The organism is Salibacterium sp. K-3, from assembly GCF_054052005.1.
Genome location: NZ_JBSVZE010000001.1, coordinates 1 through 24,970 on the forward strand (window position 1 = coordinate 1; position 24,970 = coordinate 24,970).

A 24,970-nucleotide genomic window follows, 5' to 3' on the forward strand; every position below is an offset into this window, starting at 1 on the left:
GTAGGAGTCTGGGCCGTGTCTCAGTCCCAGTGTGGCCGATCACCCTCTCAGGTCGGCTACGCATCGTCGCCTTGGTAAGCTCTTACCCCACCAACCAGCTAATGCGCCGCGGGCCCATCTGAAAGCGCGAGGAAGATCCCCGCTTTTCCCCATCGACCAGGCGGTCGATAGGCCCATCCGGTATTAGCTCCGGTTTCCCGGGGTTATCCCGGACTTTCAGGCAGGTTGCCCACGTGTTACTCACCCGTCCGCCGCTCGTTCCACAGGTTTCACCCCGAAGGGATCTGCCTGCTTCCCGCGCTCGACTTGCATGTATTAGGCACGCCGCCAGCGTTCGTCCTGAGCCAGGATCAAACTCTCCATTGAAAGTTTGATGCTGTACTGCTTCTTATCTGTATGGTTCGTTGAACCATTTGAATTGACAGACGCTTGACTTTCATTCAATTTTCAAAGAGCAATCAAACCGCTGTCTTAACCAGCGACTTAAATATCTTATCATTTGCCCTGATCAAAGTCAATCCCTTTGCGTAATTTTTTATTATTAACGGAAAAGCCGCCTTTCTTTATATCAGCGGCTGAAGCGCTGGAATGCTTTGTTTCAGGCTCTCCCTTAACGAAGGGAATTCCTATTATAACGTTTCACGAGCAAATGTCAACAACACACAAAATTTTTTTAGCTGATAATGAAAATATCGATGGCAATCAGCAACAGCACTCCGGGTATGCCCAGAAGTCCTGAGACAGAAACGGTTACTGCATTGATAGGAATGTGATAGTCCACAGCTGTGCCGAATGCATTTAAAAAGAATAAGGCTAACGCTCCGATAATAAGTTTCACTAATATGTTTCCAGTCCATTTTAAAGGTTTTCCGCCCCTGCCAAACATGAAAAATAAACATGCGAGAACTCCTGCCAGAGAAATATAAAGAACAGGATTCATGATCTTTTCCCTCCTGCCTCTGCTTTTTTACCATATCTATGTACAGGCCTCTTTGTTTATCCCTCTATCCAGCAGAAAAATCCGGGACCGGTTTGCCGAAAGAAAACATAAAAAGCTCCGGCTGAACGGGGCCGGAGCTTTTTCTATATCTGATGATAACCGTTGATACGGCGGTGCCGGGCTTCTTTTAATAGAAATATATATTTTGCCCGTTTTCTTTTTAATTCTGTCTGTACGTCCAACGAAGGATCAATGCTTCTTTCTACGAGGTGCTCATATTGATCCAGGTCTTCTTTTATTCTTTGAATCAATTCAACCAGGCGTTCATTTTCCGATTGACGAATCTTTTTTTTCTGAAACAGCATGCTGCGTTCCCACCTTAAAGTTCTCTGCGCCCCTCAATCGCTTTGGAGAGCGTTACTTCGTCCGCATATTCCAGGTCTCCTCCAATCGGCAGACCGTGGGCGAGCCGGGTGACTGTAATGCCCGTCGGTTTAACCAGGCGGGAGATATACATCGCTGTCGCTTCCCCTTCAATAGTAGGGTTTGTTGCTACAATGACTTCCTGAATTTCGTCATCCTGCAGCCGTTTGATCAACTCCGGAATTTTGATGTCTTCCGGACCGATCCCGTCCATCGGCGAAATCGCTCCATGAAGGACATGGTACATACCGGTGTATTCTCTCATCTTTTCCATCGCCATGACATCTTTGGAGTCCTGAACGACACAGACAGAGGTCCGGTCCCTGGAAGTATCTTCGCATATCCGGCACGGATCGATATCTGTAATATGGTGACAGACAGAGCAGTATGTTAAATCCCTCTTTGCGTTCACAAGCGATTTGGCAAAATCCAGTACGTCGTCTTCTTTCATATCAAGCACATAAAAAGCCAGGCGGCTCGCCGTTTTGGGGCCGATACCCGGCAATTTCATAAAACCTTCTATAAGTTTGGATATAGGCGTAGGATACTGCACCACATCCTCCTCCTATCACATGCCCGGGATGTTCATTCCCTTGGTGAACTTTCCTAAATCCTGTTCGGTCAGCTCATCGACTTTTTTCAATGCTTCGTTCATTGCGGCCAGGATGAGGTCCTGCAGCATCTCCACATCTTCAGGGTCAACCACGTCCTGGTCAATTTCAATATCCACGATGCGTTTGTCACCGGCTGCTGTTACTTTCACAGCGCCTCCGCCGGATGTTGCTTCCACCGTCTTTTCTTTCAGTTCTTCCTGGGCCTTCTGCATCTGTTTCTGCATTTTCTGCATCTGTTTCATCATATTCTGCTGGTTTTTCATTGTTATTACCTCCTGCTCATGTATTATTCTTCAATTTCCACGAGATCCGAACCTACCAACTTCACCGCTTCATCTACAATCGGTTCTTCCCCGTTCTCCTGTTCTTTTGGAGCATCGTCCTGTTCTTCTTTTTCCTGATGCTTCTGCTTAAATTCTTCTTTGATCTTTTCCCACTGCGCTGCCTGCACCGTTAAAAGCTGTAACGGGCGGCCGGCCGCCTGCAGTGCAGACTCCACCAGCGGGCGGAATTTGGTGTCCACCATATTGCGGTGCATTTCATTCTGAAACGCAAGCAGCAGCGTCTCCCCGTCAGAAACGACCGGCTTGGCATCACTCAGCCAGGCATGGGCAGGAACGCTCTGCTGCTTCACTTCCTTCATCACTGAACTCCATTCATTCGTTACAGCCTGAAGCTCCTGCTTGGTGGCATTAGTCAGAATATCTCTTATCCTGCCTTCCGCTCCCCGCCCGGTCGAAAGATTGGCAGCAGGCCGGCTTTCCCCGGAAGAATTGCTTTCCGGAGCCTTTTTTTCGGAAGCAGGAGAAGGGGCGTGAGATTTTTCGGCCTGCACCCGCTTTTCCAGTTCGGAAATTTTTTCTCTTAATGAGCGGATCTCCGACTGGTCTGCAGTGTTCTGAGGGGCTTTTTGTCCCCCCTCTACATGGCAGATATTAATCAACGCCATTTCAAGAAAGATTTTCGGGTGGCTTGCACCCTTCATTTCCTGATGATATCGATTCAGCTGATTGATGACTTCATAAAGCCACGCAGTGTCCATCTTTCCGGAGAGGTCCCTGAACGTTTCATCCACCGTGACCCGGTCCATAATCTCATTCAGCTGCGGTGCGGTTTTGTACAGCAGCATATCTCTGAAATAATAAATGATATCTCCCATGAACTGAAGAGGATCCTTGCCCTCGCGGATCATTTGGTCGGCTGCTTCCACAGCGGAGGGAGTATCCTGTTCCTTCAGAGCATGAACCACTTTCGTTAAAAACTGCTGGGAGACACTGCCGGTAATCGCAAGCACATCGTCTGCCGTGACTGTCCCTTCCGAGAACGAAACAGCCTGATCCAGCAGGCTGAGAGCGTCGCGCATCCCGCCTTCGGCTGCCCGCGCGATCAAATGCAGCGCATCCTCTTCCACTTCCAGGCCTTCCTGCTGCAGTATATACGACATCCGCCCCACCAGGTCCCTTGCGGTAATCTGCTTAAAATCAAACCGCTGGCAGCGGGACACAATGGTCAGCGGAATCTTATGCGGCTCTGTTGTGGCCAGAATGAAAACCGCGTGTTTCGGAGGTTCTTCCAGCGTCTTCAGAAGCGCATTGAAGGCACCCGTGGAGAGCATATGAACTTCGTCAATGATATATACTTTGTAACGGACATCCCGGGGAGCTGCAATAACGTTATCCCGGATATACCGAATTTCATCCACCCCATTGTTGGACGCCGCATCAATTTCGATAATATCGACCACGGAACCATCCTGGATACCTCTGCAGGCCGCACATTCGTTACAAGGCTCCTGCACAGGTGCCTTTTCACAGTTAATGGCTTTCGCCAGTATTTTGGCGGCGCTTGTTTTCCCTGTGCCGCGCGGACCGCTGAACAGGTAAGCATGGGAAAACTTTTCTTTTCCGAGTGCATTCTGAAGTGTCTGGGTGATATGATGCTGGCCTGCGACATCCTGCAGTTTCTGCGGGCGCCAGACCCGGTACAGCGCCTTATAACTCACCCCGGGACCTCCTTTCTTTTCACGTTCTATTATACCGGTTCCATGCCCGGTTTTCAAAACTCAAATAAGTGTCCGGCTGTCTTCTGCCTACTAAAAAAAACCGCTCCATTAAAAGAGCCGTTTTCCATTCATTATGTATAGAAGCCGTGCACCTTCTGTCGGCAATGAATCCATGAGCGTTACCCAGGCAGTTAGCTCGATCCGGGCGACTCTGCGGCACACAGAAGAGTCCGCTTACTGCTGCTTCCTTCCGGACCTGACAGGGTTCACGGGTTTCCGTTGCACAGAACCCGGATGTCAACACCACTTACAAGGGTCAGGCCCCACAGAAACAAAGCCTCGAGAAGGGGTTCAGCCTCGCTGTAGCGGATTGCGAGTACAGGGCACCGCTGCCTCCCCGCCTAGCACGGCAAAGTTGTTAACATGTTTAGGCACTCCAAAGAGCGCAATGATCAGTATATCGTTTTTGAATCCAAAATGCAATAGAGGATAAAGAATAAAATTATTTATCGTTTTTTTCCATAACCGTTTCTTCTTTTTTCTTTTCCAGTTCTGAAATTTTTTCCATGATCACCTGCGGAGGTGTATGGACTATATGTTCAATCGGCATGTTCAGTTTTTCAGCCAGTTTCTGGGCTGTTTCTGCAGAAAATTGATTTGGACGCACCGTTTTCCCTCCCGCTTTTCACTCATTCTATGCTTACTATATCACGGGTCGATGATGAATCCAATCCGTCATTCTTCGACTTCTTTCCCACGCTCTTTCTGCCGCTGTTTTTCCTTCCTGAGATGTTGAAAAAAGTGCGTCAGCAGCTGTCTGCATTCTTCCAGCATCAAGCTGCAGCGCACCGTACAGCGGTGATTAAATCGTTCTTCGTCCAGCAGGTTCATTAACGTGCCGGCGCATCCTGCTTTTGGGTCGGGGGCGCCGTATACAACATGCGGGATGCGGGACTGGACGATCGCTCCCGCGCACATCGGGCAGGGTTCCAGGGTGACATATAAGGCACAGTCTTCAAGCCGCCAGCTCCCCATAAAAGAACATGCTTCCCGAATGGCAAGCATCTCTGCATGAGCGGAGGCCTGCTGGCTTCCTTCCCGCTGATTATATCCTGTTCCTATGATCTTGTCCTTATATACAATCACGCAGCCGATCGGAACCTCACCTGCTGCTTCTGCTTTTTCCGCTTCGGCGAGAGCGGCTTTCATCCATTCTTCTTCTGCCACCATCAGGCACCCCTTTTCACACCGTTCTACCTGCTTATTTTATCAGAAATTCTTCTCGTTTTCTTTTCAGGAACGGTGCTTACCAGCCAAAGGTCTGTGCTTACCTGCCGAATACCACTATTTACATGCCAAATAAGCAGGATTACACGCCAACACCACAAAAACAATGCAGTATGCATAATATACGCGGGCTTACTACCCGGTCGGGAGGGCTTTAATAACTACCGCCAGAGAGGTCGCAATGGCCATCCGTGTTGGAATCTTTAATACAACGAGTAGAATCGGAACGAGAACAAAAGCGCCGGCCGCTCCTACAATACCGGCGCCGATACCGACAACAAAAGCAGATCCGGCAGCAATGGCGCGGTTATGTCATCAGATTGGAACCAAGGGCCCCGATTAAACTGCCGAGCAGAATGCTGACACCCATATATGAAATCAGCGATTTATTTAAATACCCGCCTTTACGGTATGTCCACACTCCGCCGATGCCGACCATCCTGGAAACGAAAGAACCAGCGAACCCGATGAGAAATAAAATAATGATAAACAGCATGCCGTATTCCATCATGTTCGGCCCTTTCCTTTTTTACGCTTTTATATCCCCCTGCCATTTCATCATACCGCCGGTCATATTCTTTACATCATACCCGTTTTTCTGCAGGTATTTCGCCGCTTTCGCGCTCCGATTCCCGGAACGGCATACCATAACGTATTGGTCGGTTTTATCCATCTCTTCCATTTTTTCCACGAGTTCATCCAAGGGAATATTTACCGCCTGTGGTATTTTCCCCTGCCGGACTTCCTCCCGGGAACGCACATCAATGACCTTCACCGTTTCATGCTGTATCTGCTGCTCCACTTGTTCCGGTGACAATGTTGAAATAGACGAAAACATAAACACACTCTCCTTTATATACTATTACCCCTATGGGTATAATAGTGAGTAAAAAAATTTATTTTTTTATCTGCTTTTGCCGAGCAGTTCAATTGCTTCCTGAACATATTCAGAGGTGTCCCCGCCCTGTTCGATCTGTTCGCGGATACACTCCTCCAGATTCTCTGCCACAATATAAGCCATCGCGCGGTCGAGCGCGGTTCTTGCGGCAGATATCTGATAGACGACGTCTTTGCAGTCCTTGCTTTCTTCCATCATTTTCTGAACACCGCGGACCTGTCCTTCGACCCGTTTTAATCTATTTTTCATTTCTGCTGTATATTCCATATTTTCACCCCTTATTATACCATATGGGGTATAGTATACACCGGCATGAAGGATCCGTCAATATTCCCTTGTAAACATATCGGGGAAAGCCCTTATAAATAAGAGCCTGTTCCCCCTGCTTTTATTCTATCTCCAGATTCTCGTTTTTCCATCTCATCATGCCGCCCATCAAATTCTTCACGTCGTATCCTTTATTCAGAAGAATGCTGGCAGCTATAGCGGAACGTTTGCCGGAACCGCAGTGCACAGCTACCGGTTTATCTTTCGGCGGGAGATCCTCATCCGTTCCGGCAGGCAGATGGCCGAGCATGATGTGCTCCGCTCCCGGAATACGCTCCCGCTCCCGTTCATCCTGGAACCGGACGTCCAGCACCCGGATATGTCCAGCTTCTTTTTCCTCTTTCATTTCCTGCGGCGTGATGTTTTCATACGTGCGCAGACGGCCGGCGCGTTCTACAACGCCCGCCGGCATGAATCCTGCGATACGATCGATTCCGATACCGTACAGGGCATCCCGCATCGCTGCATGATCGGATTCAGCGCCGATCAGGTAAATATCCGATTCATAATCCGTCAACCACCCCATCCATTCGGTAAATGCTTCCGGATAAGAAATATTGATCGTGCCGGGGATATGACCGCGTGCATAGGCAGCCGGCTTTCTCGTATCAACAACCATGTTATTTTCATTCCCGGCCAGCTTTTCCACTTCTTCAGCATCCATGGACAACAGCACCGGAGGATAAACCTCGGATAAATATTCTGCCCCGTATTTATTGATTTCTTTCATGTTGGCAAAGTAAGCCGGCGGTTCCGGCTGGCCGTCCAGTAGAAAGTTGACAAATTCCTGTTCCTGCTCCGGCTGGAACGCCGGATTAAACATCTTTTCATAGCCAACCGTCGATGTCGGCACGGCGCCAAGCGCTTTACCGCACGAGCTTCCCGCGCCGTGCCCGGGCCAGATCTGCAGGTAGTCTTCAAATTGTTTAAACGACTGAATAGAGGCAAACATCTGTCTTGCGCCGGCATCTGCGGAATCTTTTACACCTACGGATTTTTCCAGAAGATCCGGGCGCCCGACGTCTCCGACAAAGACGAAATCACCGGTGAATACCCCGATCGGTTTCTCCGGGTTGGCGCCGTCTGTAAGCAGATAAGAAACATGTTCCGGTGTATGCCCCGGGGTGTGGAGAACATCCATCCACACATTGCCGACGTGAATTCTCTCCCCATCGCGTACCCCTTTTGTATTCAGGTTGGAGGCAAAGGCATAGCCGCCGTTCTCCTCTCCTTCTGCCGAGTGATAGATCACCGCACCTGTCCGGCCGGCAAGCTCCACCGCCCCGGATACAAAATCCGCATGAATGTGTGTTTCCAACGCGCCGGTAATAGTGAATCCCTGTTCTTCTGCGATCTCGAGATATGGATTAACATGCCGGGACGGATCGATGACCACCGCTTCCCCGGTCTTTTGACAGCCAACCATGTAGGACGCCTGTGCCAGTTCATTGTCATAAAAATATTTCAGGTACATGGGTTCCGCCTCCTTTATATTATTTCTTGTTACACTATACCCCGTACCGTATTTTTTGTAAACAGACCTTGTATTATTTCTTTCAAGAAACAAATGAAATATACAAGGTTTATTTATTGAAACCAGTCGAGTCCGGCCTGCACGGAATAAGCTGTTAATACCCCGTACAGACAAATACTGATGCCGGAGGTAAGCATCAGCTTTTTTCTGCTCATTCCAAGAGAGCGGCAGACGGCTGCTACAGCCCAGACTCCAACAATCACCGTAGTTAACAGTACCACCCAACCGCCGTACCGCTCGACCTTTCCCCGGAACCGGTTATGCTCCAATCTGTTCATCCAGCGTTCCAGGCGTGGAATTTTGCATAACTGTCCATAAAAAAAGAGAATGGTCGGCACCGCTGCAAAATTTCCAATACCCGCCCATAGGACAGCAGACACCGGACTCATTCCCGCCACCATAGCTGCCGGAATCGCAAGATAAATTTCAAAAAAGGGAAAATAACCCATACCAAGAGCGGACACCGCAAGCAGAATATATTCCATCATTCAACCACTCCCCCTTTATCTGCCTTTTTCCTGTTCGATCAACGTAAAAAGATAATTTTTTATGTGGTCCTGATCCTGTTCGGACAACGGCTGCAGATCAAACATGTTCGCAAACCACAACCCGTCACTGACCAGCCGTACGACTGACGCCAGTTCATCGGAAACGCCGTCCTGTTTCATTTTTTCATCCATTTCTTTATATGCCTCATTCCAGGGCTGAATTAATTCCGGGTTGGTCGCCATGGCTGCGAGAAGACTGTTGCTGACATTCAGCAGGTCCGAGCCGTTCAGTTCCTTCATGGAACCCTTCAGATATGCTTTGTTATAAGAGGATTCCTGTTCATAGGCGTTTTCGATACTTCCGGCGAAACGGGCTGCGACCTGATCATTCATCGCCGTGATTAACGCTTCTTTGTTTGGAAAATGATGAATCAGCCCGGCTTTGCTCATCCCGCATTCCTTCGCCACGGCATCGAGCGTCAGACGATGCAGACCCCGTTCCGAAACCACCTTGGAAGCACCTTCAAGAATCTGTTGTCGTTTCTCCATACGTTTCCCCTTCTTTCTCTACTATACCTACCGACCATTTGGTAGGTATTATTCTACAGATTTCATGGAAAAAATTCAAGCCGAAATAAAGGAAAAAGTCTGCAGCTACCCACAGCTACAGACTTCTTTTGCACTTGTAAAATGCGTTATTTCAACACTTTGGTATCAAGGGTGTCTCTTTTATCAACTTTTAACAGTTTAGCAATGGTTTGTCCGGCCTGTGCCATGGAAAACGGGGCTTCATTGTGCGCGGGTGGAAAACTGCTGTTTACAGCGTCTCCATAAAACATCGCGATGCCTAAATTGGAAGAATGATTTGTCGAAGCCGTTGGAATCTGCGGCCCGTGGTTCGCTCCCGGGCCGGAGACCGGTGCGGTCACATCTTTATTATTTTTGCCCCAGACAAATCCTTTATTATAAGCAAATATAACGTCTCCCACATCCGCTCCCCAGTAGCCGATGATAGAAGCATCCTGTTTCTTTATCGTCAGAGCGGTCACCGGGAGTGTTTTTTTACCGGTGGAATGGCACCAAGCGGCCAGTGTACGAAAGATAGCGTTCTGTACTTCTTCGTATTCTTCCGGCGGCACGATTCCGTTTTCCTCTCTGCCATGCAGGTTCACAAATACTTCCATGCCACCCCTTTCATCTTTTAGATAAGCTTTGGATTCGCTCTGAACCTGCTTTCCTTCTTCATCCAGTACACAGAGGCCGCACTCTTCCAGCCGTTTGTGTACATCACAGAAGTAATGATTCGGCACATCACCGTGATCTGAAGCAACGATTAACGTCGTGTCTTCCTGCTTATCTTTTAGGATTTTTCCGACCGCCTGATCGAGTACTTCGTAGCTTTTCCTCATATTCTCTTCATACAGTGGAGCTTCTTCCGGCGTATAAAATGGAGAAGCAGGGTCGTATTTTCCGAGACTTGTATGATGGGTTTCATCATTTAACCGAAATACGGTGGCAAATAAATGATAGTCTTTTTCCTCCAGCAGTCCAAGAGCCGCTTCCGCCAGCCACATGGCCTGATACTTTCCTTCTTCAAAGCTTGTTTCGTGATACCTTTCTTCCGGAGACGCCGTGACTGTCCAGTTTGAAATAAAAGGACCGCACCGGTTCAAAAGATATCTTTCGAGTTCCGCATCGTTGGACAGTTCTCCTTCTATCGTTATCTGCGATTGGAGCAGATCCATATCCTGATTCTCTTGGTCATAATGAACGAGCTTGAATCGTGTCATCCCGTTTGTATTATCTTCAAGCGGCAGTGTTACCCACTCACTCCATTCATTGAAGTTGATTTCCACGGACCGGCTTTCCGACAGCATCATAATTGCCTTATCCTGAGTGAACGGCTTTACAGTGATCACTGCTTCACCGCCGCTGCGAAGAGATATGGAAAATACCCAGCCTTCGTCCGTTTTTTCAACAGGAAACCGATTACTTTTGATGTGATGGGCAAGCGTCCCGACCGGAGGCCATCCCAGAAACTCGTTCACTCTTTTTTCCGGCCATTTACCTGGATTTGTAGTGTACACAGCTGACGGTGCCGCTTCAAAAGAAGGATTTGCGTAATAAGGCGCAAAACAGAAATGACTCGTTCCTTCGGTGGACAACGTCTGAGGAAAGTGGACCAAAGCCGCTTTTTTGTTCTCTTCCTCCATTCTGCCAAGAAGATTCTCTTCATTCTCTTTTGGGACGTTCTGTCCTATCCAGCAGTCCCCGGGAGGCTGACCCGCTAGAAACGATACCCAGTTCACATCGCCCCATGTTGAAATATATGGGAGTAATGCAGCGCCTGCTCCTTCTTTTAACATTTTGTTCATGTTAGGCAAATGTCCTTCTTCCGCAAATTTGTAAACCAATTCCGGAATTAAACCATCCACCCCGAATACGATGACTTTTTGTTCTTTCATACCGCTTTACCTCCATCTCATCAAGCTACTGAAACACCTGAACGCCGTACTCATTGATAACATCCCGGTTGATCTCCACCCCAATGCCGGGTTTTTCAGGGATCTTGACTTTTCCGTTTTCCATCCGGACCGTATTATATATCAGATCTTCGCGGAACGGATGGGAAGATTGATCATATTCAAGATACGGCTCCATCGGGTTCAGTGATAAAGGAATAGGCGGCAGCGAGGCTATATACTGCATCGATGCAGCCAGACCGATACCCGATCCCCACACATGAGGAATGAGCATTGTATTATAGGCCTGTGCCATAGCTGCAATTTTCTTCCCTTCCGTAAAACCTCCGGAAGAACATAGATCGGGCTGCAGAATGTCCAATGCACCACCGGAAATCCAGTGCCGGTATCCTATTTTACCGAAAATATTTTCTCCGGCAGCGACATAGGTTTTTGTTAGATTTTTAAGCTGTTTATATCCTTCTAAATCTTCCGGCGGCAGTGGTTCTTCAAAAAAATGAATGTTATCAGATTCGCTTTCCAGTAAAATTCTCCGCGCCAGCGAGGCATTATATGCACCATTGGCATCCAACATAATCTTCGGCTCATTGCCGACAGCTTTCCGGATTTCATGAATATATTCAAGATCCGCTTCCACACCGAAGCCGGTTTTCAGCTTAAAAGCATTGAAACCTTTCGCTAAATGGCTCTTGGCTTCTTCTATTCCTGCTTCTATATCATCCCGGCCCTTTTTTCGATAAAAGCCTGTAGCGTACGGAACTATTTCGTTTCGAAATCTACCGCCAATCAATTTGCTTACCGGTTTCTTCAGACTTTTTCCTATAACGTCCCAAATCGCTACATCGACACCGCTTATCGCATTCACCGCGGCTCCGCCCTGTCCATAAGGCCGTGAAGTGTTATACATTTCTTCCCACAAGACTTCTACATCAAAGGGGTCTCGTCCAATAAGGAGCGGTTTAAAACAGTATTTTATGAACGAAGCTGCTATCTCCGGTGGTTGGAGACCGTGACAAAGCGATTCCCCCCAGCCGGTTATTCCTTCGTCTGTAACGATTTCCGTAATAACCGTACTGCGCTTCTGCACCCACCCCTGGGAAAAAGAAAAAGGTTCCTCCAGCGGCGTTGTTAGTACATGAGGTATGACATCAATAATTTTCATTTCTTAGACTCCTTTTGATTAAGCTTTCTGGTTTGTTTTATTACTGGTGAATGATCGAATCACCGGCAGCAGAATAGATATGAAGGATAATAAAAGAAACACAAGCGAAATGGGTTCGGTCACAAAAATCATCCAGTCTCCTCTCGATACTGATAAAGCTTGTCTGAAAGAGGTTTCTGCTATCGGTCCCAGTACAATGCCAAGCAGCATGGGTGTAACAGGGAATCCAAATTTTGGAGCTATAAATCCGATTAATCCGAAAACAAGCATGACTTTGGCGTCAAAAACAGTATTATTCACAGCAAATGAACCTATGAAACAAAGAATCAATAAACTGGGAAGCAGCATATTAACAGGGATATTTTTTATTTTCGCGAAGAACTTCACAGCAAAAAATCCTTGGAACAACATCATAATATTTACAAGAATCAACCCAAACATAATGGTATACATCATGTCTGCCGAAGTCTGAAACAACTGCGGGCCTGGGGCAAGTCCCTGCATCATCAGAGCTCCAAGCATCACTGCCGTCACGGTATCCCCCGGGATACCCAATGTCAAAAGTGGTATCAGCGTTGCTCCGGTTACTCCGTTATTACCTGCTTCAGCCGCTGCGATGCCGTCCATGGATCCTTTTCCGAATTCGTCCTTGTTTTTCGAAGATCTTTTTGCTTCGTTATAGCTGAGAAAGGAAGCAATAGCCGGTCCGGTCCCTGGAATAGAACCGATAAACGTTCCTATCGCACTTGATTTAAGAATCGTCTTGAAGTGTTTAAAAAAAGATCTTATCGATGAGGCCGCTTTTTTTACATTACTGACTTCCTCGTTTGATCTGATATGCGCTGTCTGCGATTTATTTATGATTTCAGATATCGCAAACAGTCCTATGAGAGCCGGGATAAGGTTAATACCACCGATCAGTTCATCATTGCCAAAGGAAAAGCGGGACAAGCCGCCAATCGGATCAATACCGATTGTGGATACAAACATCCCGAATATTCCCATGATGACCCCTTTTCTCAGATTTTCACTACTGATACTTGCGATCATCGTCAAACCAAATACAGCTAACGCAAAAAACTCTGCCGGACCAAATTCCAGTGCAAATTTTGACAGCTGAGGGGCTATCAACAGCAGTGCCAGTCCACTGAATACACCTGCGAAGACAGATGCAAACAAGGACATGCGAAGGGCTTCAGCAGCCTTACCTTTTTCAGCAAGTGCATAACCGTCCATCACCGTGGCTGCAGACGCCGGTGTTCCAGGCGTACGAATTAAGATAGCCGAGATAGATCCTCCGTATGTTCCTCCACAGTACATGCCAAGCAGCGCCATCATCGCCAGAGTCGGTGACATGCCATAAGTGATCGGAAGCATTAATGCAACACCCATTGTTGCGGTCAATCCTGGCAATGCACCAAATATGAAACCTGCGAATACTCCTAAGAAAATGACCAGAATATTATTAAAGGTAAAAACATCGATTAAACTGTTTACTATTACTTCCACAGGACCCACCCTTTACATGTTTATTCTAAGGAAGTTGAATGTACAAAAGGTTTTCGAAAATGTACTGCACCAGAAAAATAATTCCTATCATCAAGATGTACAAAGACCACTTTCTTACGGAAAGCACCCACATAATAAGCAGCATTGAAATAATGGTTGCTGGAAGATAATGAATGATTTCAATGATGTAGACATATATCACCATGATGATAAAAACGATAACGCCAATCCATTTACTTCCCTTCTCTTCATCCTTTTCCTTTGTCTCTTCTCCATGCTCCGGCTTTCTTGTGAAAGTTCCTATAAATGACAAGGCGCTGATAATAATGACAGCTACAGCCAGAACATTGGGGAAAAATGCAGGTCCATACGTAGAAGAATTCTGATTCACTTGTACTTGAGTTGGAATAAGTACTTTCCAGGTTAATACTCCTATCATAAATAGAAAAAGCCAGATATAACGCTCTTTGGATGCCACTTATAACTCCCCCTGGAAAATAAGGATGAGGGTATGAACACCCTTCATCCTTTTTGCAAATTTATGATTATTCTGCGGAAAGACCCATGTTTTCAATAATTTCACCATGCTGTGTTTTATTGTCCTTTAATTTTTCTACAACTTCTTCTCCACTTAAATCCATCGGAGTGAGATTGGCATCTTGCAGAAATTGCTGGTAGCTGTCACTGGCCATGGCTTCCTCTACGATTTCTGTTAATTTATTTTTAACATCATCGGGTGTTTCCTGGGAGACGAGCAGAAACTTCCAGACACTCATATCGATGGAATAGCCTTTTTCTTCAAATGTCGGAACATCAGGAAGTTCTTCATAACGTTCCGGAGAAAAGACTCCAAGGATTTTGATGTCGCCGGACTCTACATGCTGCATAATGCTTCCGGGATGGGCGGCAATGGTATCTACATGTCCTCCAAGCAGAGCGGAAACTGCCGGATTCTGTCCTTCGTAAGCAATACTTTCTGCTTCTATCCCGGCTTGATCAAAAAATCCTGCTTGGGCCAGGTCCGGTAAACCGCCGGCACCGGAATGTCCGTATGAAATTTGTGTACCTTCTTCTTTTGCTGCAGCGAGATCCTCGAGTGAATCCCACGGAGAATCAGCATTCACTGCTAATACAATTGGTTCATAGGTCAATCCTGTAATCGCTTTAAAATCATCGATCGAATATTGTACATTCTTTAAATGGGGCTGTGTGGTGAATACACCTACCGCATCCAGAAGAATCGTGTGGGCATCCGGCTGGCTTTGTGCGACTTCGGTTGTTGCAATCGTGCCACCGGCCCCTTCACGGTTTGTCACGGTTACATCCTGATCAATATTCGAACTCATCGCTTCCGCCAGTGCACGGGCTGTCTGGTCACTGCTTCCCCCTGCAGCCCATGGGACAACAATTTCAATCGGCTTGGTTGGATAATCTACCTCTGCTTCCTGTTCCGACCCTTCTCCACTATTGGATTCCGTGTCACCGCTTTCATTCTCACCTGACGCATTATCACTGCCACTAGAACCACATGCTGCTAAAAAGAATAGTAAGGCCAGCACTGCCAATAAACCTAAGAAATTACTTTTTCTCATCTTTCATACCTCCATGTAATAGAATGAATAAAACGTGTAAAAATTAACTCCACCAATATTCATAACCTTTTGGATTCGTTTTCATTTTAGAAATTTTAAAAATCTAATCGATTAGATTTTTAATAAAAGAAAGTCCGGCATGTCTTTTCTTATTCATGAACCCTTTGACTGCCGCATGTATGTCGAACAACAAGACTGGTATCCAGAACAATATTCTGAAATGCTTCATTGGGGACCTTTTCATTAATTTTTTCGATCAACATCTGCATGGCCCGTCTGCCTATCTCATATCTCGGTACATGTACAGTAGTCAGCTGCAGCGAAGAGGTCATAAATAAATCATCATAGCCTATAATAGCGATATCATCAGGAATGGACATCCCTGCATCTTTAACCGCGTCCATAGCACCTACAGCCATAAGATCTGAACTGGAAAAAATGGCAGTTGGTCTTTCATTACTTGAAGAATTCAGTAATTGCATTACTCCATTGTAACTGGTGTCGTAATCCGTTTTTCCTTCCACGATCCATTCCGGCCGCAGTGGCAGTTCTGCATCATTCATTGCTGCTTCAAAACCTTTTTTTCGGTTAATGCTTACCGTTGATCCCAGCAGTCCTTCAATAAACGCTATTTTTTCATGTCCGTTTTCTATGAGATGGCGGGCAGCTTCATACCCTCCGGAATAATTGTCAGCTGTTACAGAATCTACAGCAAGACTTTCTATACTTCGATGAGCAAACACGACTGGTATCGGAGTTTCCAGCAAAGACTCAACTTCCGTCATATCTTTTTCCATGGCATTCGCTAAAATGAGACCATCAATCCCCCCCTGCCGAACTTGATTAACAGCACCGGAAAGCTGTTCTTCTTTATCTTCGGTATTAATCATAATTAACGTGAAACCGCTTTCTTTTGCTGCGTCCTGACAGCCTTTTGCAAGATCAGGATAGAAAGGGTTCATGATATCAGGCAGTACTAACGCAATGGTATGGTTTTTTTTCACTCTCAAGCGCCTTGCAATCTCATTGGGAACGTAATTCAGTTCATCAATTGCTTTAAGAACTTTTGCTTTCATCTCATCGCTGACCGGCCGGTCATTCAACACGTATGATACAGTTGCAACGGAGACTCCTGCTTTCCTGGCAATATCTTTAATAGTGACCAACTTCTCCACTCCTAAGAAAATCTAATCGATTAGATTGACTTTAGTATACGTTCTAAAACTTTTAAATGTCAATATAATTTTCTGTATTTTCTATCATAATGTTTTTATCTTCCTATGTTTTTAAAACAGAATTTGTTATAAGATGTAATGAAATAGAAATCGATCTAGGATGATACATAATGAGGCAGTTATTCTACTTTGGGTGGGAGCAGGCGAAATCCTGTGTCTTTCCCTTGATTATATTTTTGAGCCTGGGTGTCACCCAGCTCGTAGACATCCCCGGGATGGCCCGATACGATCTTATATTTCTGATATGCATTGCCGCGCAGGTGCTGATGCTTGTTTCCCGCATGGAAACGATGGATGAGCTGAAAGTGATTGGTGTGTTTCATCTTATCGGGCTGGCGCTCGAGTTGTACAAAGTACACATGGGGTCCTGGAGTTATCCGGAAGAGGCGGTGACAAAAGTGTATGGGGTGCCGCTGTACAGCGGGTTTATGTATGCCAGTGTGGCAAGTTACATGTGCCAGGCATGGCGGAGGCTTGATCTTCGTCTAACTTATTGGCCGCCGACATGGACGGCCGTACTGCTCAGTGCAGCCATCTACTTCAATTTCTACACCCACCATTTTGTCTATGATATCCGCTGGATACTGAAAGGCCTTACGATCCTGTTATTTCTGCGTACGATGGTTTATTTCAAGGTGACATCCTCTACATATGTCATGCCGCTGACGCTGGCGTTTATCCTGATCGGCTTTTTTATCTGGATCGCCGAAAACATTGTTACCTTTTTTGGCGGCTGGAGCTATCCTCACCAGCAGGGACAGTGGGAAGTCGTTCATCTCGGCAAAATAAGCTCATGGCTGCTGCTTGTTATTGTTAGTTTTCTGATTGTGGCTTCTTTAAAACATCTAAAAGAAAATAGAAGAACATAAGAGGCTGATAATGAAGGTTTGCATTTCATTACCAGCCCGTCCGCCCGGGTTACCAGCCAAACGCTGTCTCAATAAAAAAGAGGGACCAAAAAGATCGGGTCCCTCCTGCGTGTTCCATGATTTCGTGATTGATTTCCTTTTTAAAGCGATTGAACCGCTTCCCGGACCGGTGTACTTCCACCGACCAGCTGAAATTCTTTTCCAATCGTGGCATCGTTTTCGAGGCAGGCTGTGATGACCTGGGCCACATCTTCACGCGGCACTTCGCCTCTTTCCACTTCCGCCGCTGCCTGGACCTGACCGGTGCCGTTCTCATTGGTGAGTCTGCCGGGATGGATGATGGTATAATCCAGATCCGTACCTTTCAGCCATTCATCGGCATAGTGTTTGGCAGCAACATACGGGGCAAAGGACTCCGGTGCTTCCTGGATCGCTTCACGGGTCGTATCAAAGGAGCTGATCATCACAAACCGTTTCACGCCGGCTTTTTCTGCTGCTTTAATGGTTTTTACCGCCCCATCGAGATCAATCATGATGGTTTTGTCTTTACCGGTATGCGGTCCGGATCCAGCTGTGAATACCACCGCATCCATGCCTTCTGCCGCTTTGGCAATCGTGTCAATATCATCTTCGAGATCCACCACTTTGGTATCCGCCCCAAGATCTTTAAAATAAGAGGCCTGCTCTTCCTTGCGGATCATCGCTGCAGCTTTTAGTTTATCACTGTCCTGAATAGAAGAAACAAGGTGTTTTCCAATCTGGCCGTTGGCGCCGACAACAAGAACGTTCATATGATTCATCCTTTCTGTAACCAAGTCTTTTCCCTCATCAAGTTACATTTCATTCCAGCATGTTTATCGTAACCTGCTGCATAAAATCATGTCCAGTTATCCGCTTGCACTGTATCGGCACAGCGCTGCAGGACACTATGCGCATGCTTCCCGAATTCCGCGAGTTTAAACCTCCCACGGTCCAGGTTCTGCACCTTTTCCGGGTGTTGGTGACGTTTGAGCGGTGCTGCTTGGGATAAAGGGAGCTATGCATGGTTCTTTCAGGCGGACGCTTTCCGCGGGCAGCAGGAGTCGCCACCTTCCGCTCCTGCCCATGGTCGACTTCTCTTTGTCACAGAAAAGGAGCTGTACCTTTTAATACAGCTCCTTTGGATCACAACGTTATTCTTCCGTTAGTTCATTAACAGATACACTTTGCTTCTCTTCCAGATCATCTAAGGGGTGAACCGTAGCTTTGCCGGCACCTTGGTCGACGTGTTCAATATAAACCTTGTCACCATTATACGTTACATTAACCATTTCATCGGAAGAAACAATTTCTTGTGCGCGTTGTGCATTCATTCGTACTACCTCCTTTTAAATAAGGGCTTGCTGTTCATTCTTCATGGGTTGTAGTTTCAAAACACTTTGATACAGCCCTTCATTTTCGCATCAAAGATTTCATACCCATATTTTGCTTCAATTCATAAAAAGGTATGCGTAAGAATGCAGCGTTTCGTCGATCCAGGGGTCTCGTAAGTCTAATCTGTGACATTGATACTGAAGTCGTCTACATGGAAACTGCAGCATCCAGAATCCTTCAAGATGGTTTCCTTCTTCCCATTACATCTAACTAATGGTATTTATCCCACAAAATACCTTTCCCTGCATTTTTATTTGAACCTTGTACCATTATCTTCCCTATTTTTCTACTGTGATACTCCCATTATTTGTGTTTAATTTAATAAGGTTATCTCCATTACCGACCACAGTATCCCAATTAGAATCCCCGAATATATTGATTTTTCCGTTACCTACCTTTACATCAAACACGGCATTTGTTGGTTTCTTTTCCGTTTTAACTGTAATACTACCGTTGTTAGTTTCAAAATCAATGGAACGGTCTAAATCTTTGGTATTAAGCAAAATCGATCCATTATTTATTTTACCGGTAATACTGCCTTCTACCTTATTAAGGGCAATTTTTCCATTAATTGTACCGACCTGTACCTTCTCCGCACCTATAGTTTCCATAGCAATACGCCCATTTTTGGTTGTTACGTTTACATCTTTTATGTCTAATTGTTCAAGTTCTATTTTTCCGTTATCACTATCAATCTGTAACGTATCGTACACCTTTTCTGGTAAATACACCGTCAACGTTAATGATTCAACAAAAAAATCAAAAGAGAATAGTTTTTTGTTTTGACTATCAGATTGTATGGATAATGTGTTTTCATTTTCTTTCACAGACAATTTATTTTTATCTTTGGTTTTCCCTGTAAGTTCTATGGTAATTTTCGAGTCTTTTGTAGACATAATTTCAACTTCTTCATTATGTGTTCGAATGTCGACTTCAGTAATATTTGTATTATCAACTTCTTTTGCTTGTGCAATCGAAGTCGCTTGACTATCATTAAAAGTTACAACACTTCCAATTCCTCCAACTATTATGAATAGTAGAGCAATTAGAGCTATTTTTTTCACATTATTCATGCGTCATACCACCTTTTACAAGATTTACGTTAAAGTTTAAATAACGGACAAATCCAACCATAACGAAACGTGTTACATACATCATTCCAATGGCAATCAATAAGCCAAGTCCAGTAAGTGTAATGGAAAAGAATAAATCAAAGACTTCAAATGTTCCTGGATTAATTGCTGGATTAACTAAAACCAATAGAGGAGAAAGAATAAACGCTGCCCCTGATACCCACCCTGCTAAAATCACAGAAACTATTCCAATAAATGGTCCAAGCACAATCACTAAATTAAAAAAACCTAAACCAATAACTGCCCATACCGCTCGCAAAATATTACCGGTTGTAGAAGTGTCCTTCACTTTCTCAAGGTAGTACGAAGCCAGTAACTCTTTTGCAATCTGATTGGGGGAGCCAAGCGACTTAGATATTTCTTCCTCGGTTTTTCCCTCTCCTATACCAATGTCAAAATGCTCTCGGAAATCTTGTAAAATATCTTCCCGTTCGTCATAAGAAAGTTTATCTAAAGCTGCATCTAATTTTCTTAAGAATTGTTCTTTATTCATTGGAAACACCTTCCTTTATTAAATAATTAACACCTTTTGAAAATTCCCGCCACTCCCTGAGAAGTACGTGAAGATAGTCTCTACCTTTATCAGACAGCTTATAGTATTTACGAGAAGGCCCCTCGTTTGATTCCTGTAAATAGGTTGTAACGTATTCTTCTTTTTTCAGTCTTCTTAATAAGGGGTACACAGAACCTTCCGATATGGCAATTTGAGCAGATATGGTTTGAACAAGTTCATATCCATAACATTCCTGCTTATCTAATAGTACCAGTACACAAAGTTCTAAAGCCCCTTTTTTAAATTGTATATTCAAGACTAGCCACCTCATTCTCCAATTAACTACTATACAATGAACAGTACCTCATAATAAGTAATATACCACCTAGTACTGTTTTATGCAAGGTACCATATATATTGCAAAAACCAGCTGCATAAGCTGGCTTTAAAAATACTAAAAATACCATGGTCACCATCTGGAGATGGCGTCCATGGTATTTTACGTTAAGGGCTTTTGATACGGTCCTCTGCTTTTAGCTTCTATTATTTATGTATCGTATGGATGGTGTTTAAATGGCGGAGGAGGAGGGATTCGAACCCCCGCGGGGCGTTAACCCCCTGGCGGTTTTCAAGACCGCTCCCTTCAGCCGGACTTGGGTACTCCTCCGTTTGTATATACTGTTTTCCCAGCTGACAACGACAATAATATCACACGAGTCATGTGTTCGCAAGTCTCTTTTTTTCGGAACCATAGGAAATCCCGCTATTCCCGGATCACGTAGGAAAACGAGTCTTTGTACTGCTTCAGCTCCACATTAACATCGGCGTTTAAGATGCCGTCAATATGAGCCAGATCTTCATTTACAAAGCGGACAAGGCTGTCATTATCCTCGAAATACGCCTGAATGATCAAATCGTGCTTGCCGGAAAATGCGCCGATAAACCGGACTTCCGGGAACTGCTGAAGGCTTTTCGCGATATTATCCTGCTCTCCGAGTTTCGTGGAGAATCCTATAATCGCCTGGACATGCAGTCCGACTTTGTTCGGGTTGGTGTGAATGATGAATTCAAACACGCCATTGTCCAGCATTTTATTGATCCGGGACCGTATGGTGCCTTCGCTTACATCCAGATGACGGGAGATCTCACTATACGAGCGTTTGCCATTATCCTGCAGATAGCTGAGAATGTTCATATCCGTCTGGTCCAGTTTCACAGGATGTTCCTCCTCTTTGGATATCATTACGAGTACATGAAAAACGATGGATGAAACCTTTGTCATTCGTAACAAAGCTACGCTAATTATAAAAAAATCCCGATTTCCCCGCAAGGCTTTTCCTTCATTTTTTTGAATTATCCGAATACAAAAAGTACAGGGAATGTACCAGATGATACATCCCCATGCTTCGTCCCCTCATTAGGAAATATATGATCTATTCCCCATATAGCCGCGCAGAACTTCCGGAATTTTGATGGAGCCGTCTTCCTGCTGGTAGTTTTCCATAATGGCGGCTACCGTCCGGCCCACGGCAAGTCCGGATCCGTTCAATGTATGGACAAATTCGGTTTTCGCTTTTTTATCCCGCTTAAAGCGGATATTGGCACGACGCGCCTGGAAGTCCTCGAAGTTACTGCAGGAAGAGATCTCTTTATAATCTTCATAACTCGGCAGCCATACTTCAATGTCATACTTCTTGGCGGCAGTAAAACCAAGATCTCCGCTGCACATGTTCATCACCCTGTACGGCAGCTCCAGCCGCTGCAGCACTTTTTCGGCCTGGCCGGTCAATGTCTCGAGATCTTCATACGACTGTTCAGGGAGCGCAAACCGGACGAGTTCCACTTTGTTGAATTGGTGCTGGCGGATTAATCCACGTGTGTCCCGTCCTGCTGATCCCGCTTCTGAGCGGAAACATGCGCTGAATGCAGCATAAAGCAGCGGCAGGTCTTCGACGCTTAGTATCTCGTCGCGGTGCAGGTTGGTTACCGGCACTTCCGCCGTCGGAATCAGAAAGTAGTCTTCCTCCCTGATTTTGAAAGCATCTTCCTCGAACTTCGGCAGCTGGCCGGTTCCTGTCATGCTGTCACGGTTCACCATATAAGGAGGGATGATTTCCTCGTAACCGTGCTCGGCTTCATGCATATCCATCATGTAGTTGATCAACGCCCGCTCCAGCCTGGCACCGGCTCCTTTGTAAAATACAAAACGGCTGCCAGTTACTTTCGACGCGCGCTCAAAATCCATCATCCCGAGCTCTGCCGCCAGATCCCAGTGGGCCTTAGCCTCAAACGGGAAAGAAGGTTTTTCTCCCCAGGTGCGGATTTTTTCATTATCCGACTCATCCTCTCCGTAGGGAACACTTTCGTGAGGAATATTTGGAATTCGCAGCATCAAGGCTTCCAGTTCCTCATCCAGCCCTTTCAGTTCTTCGTCCAGTTCTTTAATCCGGCTGGAGACTTCTTTTGTTTCCTGAATCAGATGATCCGCATCCTTTTTTTCCCGCTTTAGCTCCGCTACCTGCTGAGATACTTCGTTACGTTTCTGCTTCAATTCTTCTGTCTGCTGAATGAGATTCCGCCTTTTTTCATCCAGTTCCTGAAACGAGTCCAAATCGGCGATATCTTCGCCCCGTTTTGCCAACTGTTCTTTCACTTCTTCAAATTGATGGCGGAGTTTTTTTACATCAAGCATACTGATCCTCCTTCTACTGCATCTAAATCCGGTGCATGTCAGAAAAAACTCCCGTCCCTTGATATATAAAGGGACGGGAGCAGGCCCGCGTTGCCACCCAACTTGCAGCATCAAGCTGCCTCTCTGCATCCGTTAACGCGGATGAAGCGGAAAAAAGTAATAACGCCGACAGCCGTGTTCTTTTTTTCACTCAGAGCAGGATTCTCAGCCATTCTGCAGCCGGTTCACAGCAGCCACCGGCTCTCTGGGTGTCAGAAAGGCTGATACTAATGCCCGTCCACGATTTATTACGTTACCGCAGCGCGTTTCGGCGCTGCCTCTTTTGATTCCCGTACCATCTGTACAAAATATTGATGAAAGCGGGCGTCATCCGTTAATTCTGGATGAAACGAGCAGGCAAGCAGATGATTCTGACGCGCTGCTGTAATCTCCCCATCAAAGGATGCCAGAACTTCCACCCCTTCTCCTGTACCGGAGATAAGCGGGGCCCGGATAAATACTGCTTCTACATCTTCCCCTACATCTTTGACAGCAAGCGTGGTTTCAAAACTTTCGCGCTGGCGTCCGAAAGCGTTCCGCTGTACATTCATATCCATCAGCTGCAGGTGCCCTTCTGCTTCATGCACAATGTGGGCGGCCATCAATATCAAGCCGGCACAGGTGCCGAAGATTGGTTTGCCGGCAGCGGCAAATTCCCGCAGCGGTTCGTAAAAACCATATTTATCAACAAGGCGGCGCATGGTCGTACTTTCCCCGCCGGGAAAAACGAGACCGTCCAATGTCTCCAGCTGTTCCACCCGTTTGACGACAACGGTCTCCACATCGGAGGCCTGCAGGCTTTTCACGTGTTCCTGTACCGCTCCCTGCAGAGCAAGCACACCAATTCTGACCATAAACGAAACCTCCTTTTTACCAGCCGCGGTCCTGCATACGCTCAGAAGGCTCGAGCGTGGAGATCTCCATCCCCTGCATGGCTGTTCCGAGTCCTCTGGAAAGCCTTCCGATCAAGTCATAGTCCTGATAATGGGTGGTTGCTTCCACAATCGCACGCGCATATTTATCCGGATGCTCGGACTTGAAAATACCGGACCCTACAAAAACACCGTCGGATCCGAGCTGCATCATCAGGGCTGCGTCGGAAGGTGTTGCGATGCCGCCGGCTGCGAAATTTACAACAGGAAGCTTTCCTGTTTCTTTTATATCAAGGAGCAGCTCATATGGAGCTCCCAGTTCTTTAGCTTCTGTCATTAGTTCATCTTTAGACATACCGGCAATTTTCTTTAATTCGGACTGTACGAGACGCATATGGCGGACCGCTTCCACAATGTTGCCGGTACCAGGTTCTCCTTTTGTACGCAGCATCGAAGCTCCTTCACCGACACGGCGCAGCGCTTCGCCCAGATCACGTGCCCCGCATACAAACGGTACGGTATATTCACTCTTATCAAGATGATATACTTCATCCGCCGGAGTAAGCACTTCACTTTCATCTATATAGTCCGCGCCCAGGGACTCCAGCACCTTTGCTTCCACGATGTGTCCGATTCTTGCTTTTGCCATGACCGGAATGGATACAGCACTCATTACTTCTTCGACGATTGTCGGGTCTGCCATGCGTGCTACGCCGCCGGCTGCACGGATATCAGCAGGTACACGTTCCAGAGCCATCACCGCGACAGCCCCGGCTTCTTCGGCGATTTTAGCCTGTTCAGCGTTTACGACGTCCATAATGACGCCGCCTTTCTGCATTTCCGCCATTCCTCGTTTTACTCTGTCTGTCCCTCTATCTGCCATCTTCCATTCCTCCTGATCCCTTCGTTATATCGTTTCGTTCCATATATGGTATCAAGAACAAGACGTAATGGTATCATTTATT

28 protein-coding genes, 1 tRNA gene, 1 rRNA gene, 1 other RNA gene, 1 pseudogene and 1 other annotated feature are annotated in these 24,970 nt (G+C 46.2%); of the genes and pseudogenes, 1 reads left to right on the top strand and 31 read right to left on the bottom strand.

Annotated features, from left to right (window positions below; translation table 11 throughout):
• From ACW9JV_RS00005 to ACW9JV_RS00105, 21 genes and pseudogenes are all read right to left on the bottom strand, one after another.
• Positions 1-366: ribosomal RNA gene (locus ACW9JV_RS00005) — 16S ribosomal RNA — on the bottom strand; the annotation flags it as partial.
• A 307-nt stretch (positions 367-673) separates the two neighbouring features.
• The gene (locus ACW9JV_RS00010) at positions 674-940 is read right to left on the bottom strand and encodes a pro-sigmaK processing inhibitor BofA family protein (protein ID WP_457330093.1); all 267 of its coding nucleotides are present in this window, start codon (positions 938-940) and stop codon (positions 674-676) included.
• Positions 941-1,083: 143 nt separating this feature from the next.
• Entirely contained in the window at positions 1,084-1,305 is a 222-nt protein-coding gene (locus ACW9JV_RS00015; RefSeq protein ID WP_457330095.1) for a YaaL family protein, read from the bottom strand.
• Between the two features lie 14 nt (positions 1,306-1,319).
• Positions 1,320-1,916 (bottom strand): recombination mediator RecR, encoded by a 597-nt coding sequence (gene recR / locus ACW9JV_RS00020; protein WP_457330097.1) that lies wholly within the window; start codon positions 1,914-1,916, stop codon positions 1,320-1,322.
• Between the two features lie 15 nt (positions 1,917-1,931).
• Complete coding sequence (locus ACW9JV_RS00025; protein WP_457330099.1) at positions 1,932-2,240, bottom strand: YbaB/EbfC family nucleoid-associated protein; 309 nt, start codon at positions 2,238-2,240, stop codon at positions 1,932-1,934.
• Positions 2,241-2,263: 23 nt separating this feature from the next.
• Entirely contained in the window at positions 2,264-3,979 is a 1,716-nt protein-coding gene (gene dnaX, locus ACW9JV_RS00030; protein ID WP_457330101.1) for a DNA polymerase III subunit gamma/tau, read from the bottom strand.
• A gap of 144 nt (positions 3,980-4,123) precedes the next feature.
• Positions 4,124-4,389: signal recognition particle sRNA large type (gene ffs, locus ACW9JV_RS00035), an RNA gene on the bottom strand.
• A 92-nt stretch (positions 4,390-4,481) separates the two neighbouring features.
• Positions 4,482-4,646, bottom strand: coding sequence for a YycC family protein (locus ACW9JV_RS00040; protein WP_457330103.1), 165 nt, complete (start codon positions 4,644-4,646; stop codon positions 4,482-4,484).
• A gap of 68 nt (positions 4,647-4,714) precedes the next feature.
• Entirely contained in the window at positions 4,715-5,209 is a 495-nt protein-coding gene (gene tadA / locus ACW9JV_RS00045; protein ID WP_457330105.1) for a tRNA adenosine(34) deaminase TadA, read from the bottom strand.
• 219 nt (positions 5,210-5,428) lie between these two features.
• Positions 5,429-5,774, bottom strand: a pseudogene (locus ACW9JV_RS00050) (sulfite exporter TauE/SafE family protein); the annotation flags it as partial.
• 21 nt (positions 5,775-5,795) lie between these two features.
• Positions 5,796-6,104 (bottom strand): rhodanese-like domain-containing protein, encoded by a 309-nt coding sequence (locus ACW9JV_RS00055; protein WP_457330107.1) that lies wholly within the window; start codon positions 6,102-6,104, stop codon positions 5,796-5,798.
• A gap of 66 nt (positions 6,105-6,170) precedes the next feature.
• Complete coding sequence (locus ACW9JV_RS00060; protein WP_026700776.1) at positions 6,171-6,431, bottom strand: metal-sensitive transcriptional regulator; 261 nt, start codon at positions 6,429-6,431, stop codon at positions 6,171-6,173.
• Positions 6,432-6,552: 121 nt separating this feature from the next.
• Positions 6,553-7,965, bottom strand: coding sequence for an MBL fold metallo-hydrolase (locus ACW9JV_RS00065; protein ID WP_457330110.1), 1,413 nt, complete (start codon positions 7,963-7,965; stop codon positions 6,553-6,555).
• 113 nt (positions 7,966-8,078) lie between these two features.
• The gene (locus tag ACW9JV_RS00070) at positions 8,079-8,513 is read right to left on the bottom strand and encodes a small multi-drug export protein (RefSeq protein WP_457330112.1); all 435 of its coding nucleotides are present in this window, start codon (positions 8,511-8,513) and stop codon (positions 8,079-8,081) included.
• 15 nt (positions 8,514-8,528) lie between these two features.
• The gene (locus tag ACW9JV_RS00075; protein ID WP_457330114.1) at positions 8,529-9,062 is read right to left on the bottom strand and encodes a TetR/AcrR family transcriptional regulator; all 534 of its coding nucleotides are present in this window, start codon (positions 9,060-9,062) and stop codon (positions 8,529-8,531) included.
• A 146-nt stretch (positions 9,063-9,208) separates the two neighbouring features.
• Entirely contained in the window at positions 9,209-10,978 is a 1,770-nt protein-coding gene (locus ACW9JV_RS00080; protein WP_457330116.1) for an alkaline phosphatase family protein, read from the bottom strand.
• A gap of 25 nt (positions 10,979-11,003) precedes the next feature.
• Positions 11,004-12,158 carry a mandelate racemase/muconate lactonizing enzyme family protein gene (locus ACW9JV_RS00085; protein WP_457330118.1) on the bottom strand — a complete coding sequence of 385 codons (1,155 nt, stop codon included), beginning with the start codon at positions 12,156-12,158 and terminating at the stop codon, positions 11,004-11,006.
• Between the two features lie 18 nt (positions 12,159-12,176).
• Complete coding sequence (locus tag ACW9JV_RS00090) at positions 12,177-13,667, bottom strand: tripartite tricarboxylate transporter permease (RefSeq protein WP_457330120.1); 1,491 nt, start codon at positions 13,665-13,667, stop codon at positions 12,177-12,179.
• A gap of 25 nt (positions 13,668-13,692) precedes the next feature.
• Positions 13,693-14,145, bottom strand: coding sequence for a tripartite tricarboxylate transporter TctB family protein (locus tag ACW9JV_RS00095; protein WP_457330122.1), 453 nt, complete (start codon positions 14,143-14,145; stop codon positions 13,693-13,695).
• Between the two features lie 67 nt (positions 14,146-14,212).
• Positions 14,213-15,259, bottom strand: coding sequence for a tripartite tricarboxylate transporter substrate binding protein (locus ACW9JV_RS00100; protein WP_457330124.1), 1,047 nt, complete (start codon positions 15,257-15,259; stop codon positions 14,213-14,215).
• Positions 15,260-15,408: 149 nt separating this feature from the next.
• Positions 15,409-16,425 (bottom strand): LacI family DNA-binding transcriptional regulator, encoded by a 1,017-nt coding sequence (locus tag ACW9JV_RS00105; RefSeq protein WP_457330126.1) that lies wholly within the window; start codon positions 16,423-16,425, stop codon positions 15,409-15,411.
• A gap of 179 nt (positions 16,426-16,604) precedes the next feature.
• On the opposite strand from ACW9JV_RS00105, the gene ACW9JV_RS00110 reads away from it, so the two are divergent.
• Positions 16,605-17,363, top strand: coding sequence for a DUF817 domain-containing protein (locus ACW9JV_RS00110; protein WP_457330128.1), 759 nt, complete (start codon positions 16,605-16,607; stop codon positions 17,361-17,363).
• Between the two features lie 140 nt (positions 17,364-17,503).
• Here ACW9JV_RS00110 and ACW9JV_RS00115 read toward each other — a convergent pair whose 3' ends face one another.
• The 10 genes from ACW9JV_RS00115 to pdxS form a co-directional block, all read right to left on the bottom strand.
• Complete coding sequence (locus ACW9JV_RS00115) at positions 17,504-18,154, bottom strand: SDR family oxidoreductase (protein WP_457330130.1); 651 nt, start codon at positions 18,152-18,154, stop codon at positions 17,504-17,506.
• Between the two features lie 381 nt (positions 18,155-18,535).
• Positions 18,536-18,715: an H-type small acid-soluble spore protein gene (locus tag ACW9JV_RS00120; protein WP_457330132.1), complete on the bottom strand. Its 180-nt coding sequence runs from the start codon at positions 18,713-18,715 to the stop codon at positions 18,536-18,538.
• Positions 18,716-19,054: 339 nt separating this feature from the next.
• Complete coding sequence (locus tag ACW9JV_RS00125; protein ID WP_457330134.1) at positions 19,055-19,849, bottom strand: DUF4097 family beta strand repeat-containing protein; 795 nt, start codon at positions 19,847-19,849, stop codon at positions 19,055-19,057.
• Positions 19,842-20,402, bottom strand: a complete 561-nt coding sequence (locus tag ACW9JV_RS00130; RefSeq protein WP_457330136.1) for a DUF1700 domain-containing protein — start codon at positions 20,400-20,402, stop codon at positions 19,842-19,844. The genes ACW9JV_RS00125 and ACW9JV_RS00130 overlap by 8 nt, the downstream gene beginning before the upstream one ends.
• Positions 20,395-20,718 carry a PadR family transcriptional regulator gene (locus ACW9JV_RS00135; RefSeq protein ID WP_457330139.1) on the bottom strand — a complete coding sequence of 108 codons (324 nt, stop codon included), beginning with the start codon at positions 20,716-20,718 and terminating at the stop codon, positions 20,395-20,397. The genes ACW9JV_RS00130 and ACW9JV_RS00135 overlap by 8 nt, the downstream gene beginning before the upstream one ends.
• Positions 20,719-20,976: 258 nt before the next feature.
• Positions 20,977-21,069, bottom strand: a tRNA-Ser gene (locus ACW9JV_RS00140).
• A gap of 96 nt (positions 21,070-21,165) precedes the next feature.
• A complete protein-coding gene (locus ACW9JV_RS00145; protein ID WP_457334511.1) occupies positions 21,166-21,645 on the bottom strand; it encodes an Lrp/AsnC family transcriptional regulator in 480 nt (159 codons plus the stop codon).
• A 174-nt stretch (positions 21,646-21,819) separates the two neighbouring features.
• Positions 21,820-23,094 carry a serine--tRNA ligase gene (gene serS / locus ACW9JV_RS00150; RefSeq protein WP_457330141.1) on the bottom strand — a complete coding sequence of 425 codons (1,275 nt, stop codon included), beginning with the start codon at positions 23,092-23,094 and terminating at the stop codon, positions 21,820-21,822.
• A gap of 66 nt (positions 23,095-23,160) precedes the next feature.
• Positions 23,161-23,383: a binding site (T-box leader), on the bottom strand.
• Entirely contained in the window at positions 23,382-23,987 is a 606-nt protein-coding gene (pdxT, locus tag ACW9JV_RS00155) for a pyridoxal 5'-phosphate synthase glutaminase subunit PdxT (protein ID WP_457330143.1), read from the bottom strand. (Overlaps the previous feature by 2 nt.)
• 16 nt (positions 23,988-24,003) lie before the next feature.
• On the bottom strand, positions 24,004-24,888 hold the full coding sequence (gene pdxS, locus ACW9JV_RS00160) for a pyridoxal 5'-phosphate synthase lyase subunit PdxS (RefSeq protein WP_457330145.1): 885 nt from the start codon (positions 24,886-24,888) through the stop codon (positions 24,004-24,006).
• Between the last annotated feature and the right edge of the window lie 82 nt (positions 24,889-24,970).

Coding starts and splice junctions, on each gene's coding strand:
- ACW9JV_RS00010 (WP_457330093.1), bottom strand. CDS start 940: ATGAATCCTGTTCTTTATATTTCTCTGGCAGGAGTTCTCGCATGTTTA.
- ACW9JV_RS00015 (WP_457330095.1), bottom strand. CDS start 1,305: ATGCTGTTTCAGAAAAAAAAGATTCGTCAATCGGAAAATGAACGCCTG.
- ACW9JV_RS00025 (WP_457330099.1), bottom strand. CDS start 2,240: ATGAAAAACCAGCAGAATATGATGAAACAGATGCAGAAAATGCAGAAA.
- tadA (WP_457330105.1), bottom strand. CDS start 5,209: ATGGTGGCAGAAGAAGAATGGATGAAAGCCGCTCTCGCCGAAGCGGAA.
- ACW9JV_RS00055 (WP_457330107.1), bottom strand. CDS start 6,104: ATGTTTTCGTCTATTTCAACATTGTCACCGGAACAAGTGGAGCAGCAG.
- ACW9JV_RS00060 (WP_026700776.1), bottom strand. CDS start 6,431: ATGGAATATACAGCAGAAATGAAAAATAGATTAAAACGGGTCGAAGGA.
- ACW9JV_RS00065 (WP_457330110.1), bottom strand. CDS start 7,965: ATGTACCTGAAATATTTTTATGACAATGAACTGGCACAGGCGTCCTAC.
- ACW9JV_RS00070 (WP_457330112.1), bottom strand. CDS start 8,513: ATGATGGAATATATTCTGCTTGCGGTGTCCGCTCTTGGTATGGGTTAT.
- ACW9JV_RS00075 (WP_457330114.1), bottom strand. CDS start 9,062: ATGGAGAAACGACAACAGATTCTTGAAGGTGCTTCCAAGGTGGTTTCG.
- ACW9JV_RS00080 (WP_457330116.1), bottom strand. CDS start 10,978: ATGAAAGAACAAAAAGTCATCGTATTCGGGGTGGATGGTTTAATTCCG.
- ACW9JV_RS00085 (WP_457330118.1), bottom strand. CDS start 12,158: ATGAAAATTATTGATGTCATACCTCATGTACTAACAACGCCGCTGGAG.
- ACW9JV_RS00100 (WP_457330124.1), bottom strand. CDS start 15,259: ATGAGAAAAAGTAATTTCTTAGGTTTATTGGCAGTGCTGGCCTTACTA.
- ACW9JV_RS00110 (WP_457330128.1), top strand. CDS start 16,605: ATGAGGCAGTTATTCTACTTTGGGTGGGAGCAGGCGAAATCCTGTGTC.
- ACW9JV_RS00115 (WP_457330130.1), bottom strand. CDS start 18,154: ATGAACGTTCTTGTTGTCGGCGCCAACGGCCAGATTGGAAAACACCTT.
- ACW9JV_RS00120 (WP_457330132.1), bottom strand. CDS start 18,715: ATGAATGCACAACGCGCACAAGAAATTGTTTCTTCCGATGAAATGGTT.
- ACW9JV_RS00125 (WP_457330134.1), bottom strand. CDS start 19,849: ATGAATAATGTGAAAAAAATAGCTCTAATTGCTCTACTATTCATAATA.
- ACW9JV_RS00130 (WP_457330136.1), bottom strand. CDS start 20,402: ATGAATAAAGAACAATTCTTAAGAAAATTAGATGCAGCTTTAGATAAA.
- ACW9JV_RS00145 (WP_457334511.1), bottom strand. CDS start 21,645: ATGATATCCAAAGAGGAGGAACATCCTGTGAAACTGGACCAGACGGAT.
- serS (WP_457330141.1), bottom strand. CDS start 23,094: ATGCTTGATGTAAAAAAACTCCGCCATCAATTTGAAGAAGTGAAAGAA.
- pdxT (WP_457330143.1), bottom strand. CDS start 23,987: ATGGTCAGAATTGGTGTGCTTGCTCTGCAGGGAGCGGTACAGGAACAC.
- pdxS (WP_457330145.1), bottom strand. CDS start 24,888: ATGGCAGATAGAGGGACAGACAGAGTAAAACGAGGAATGGCGGAAATG.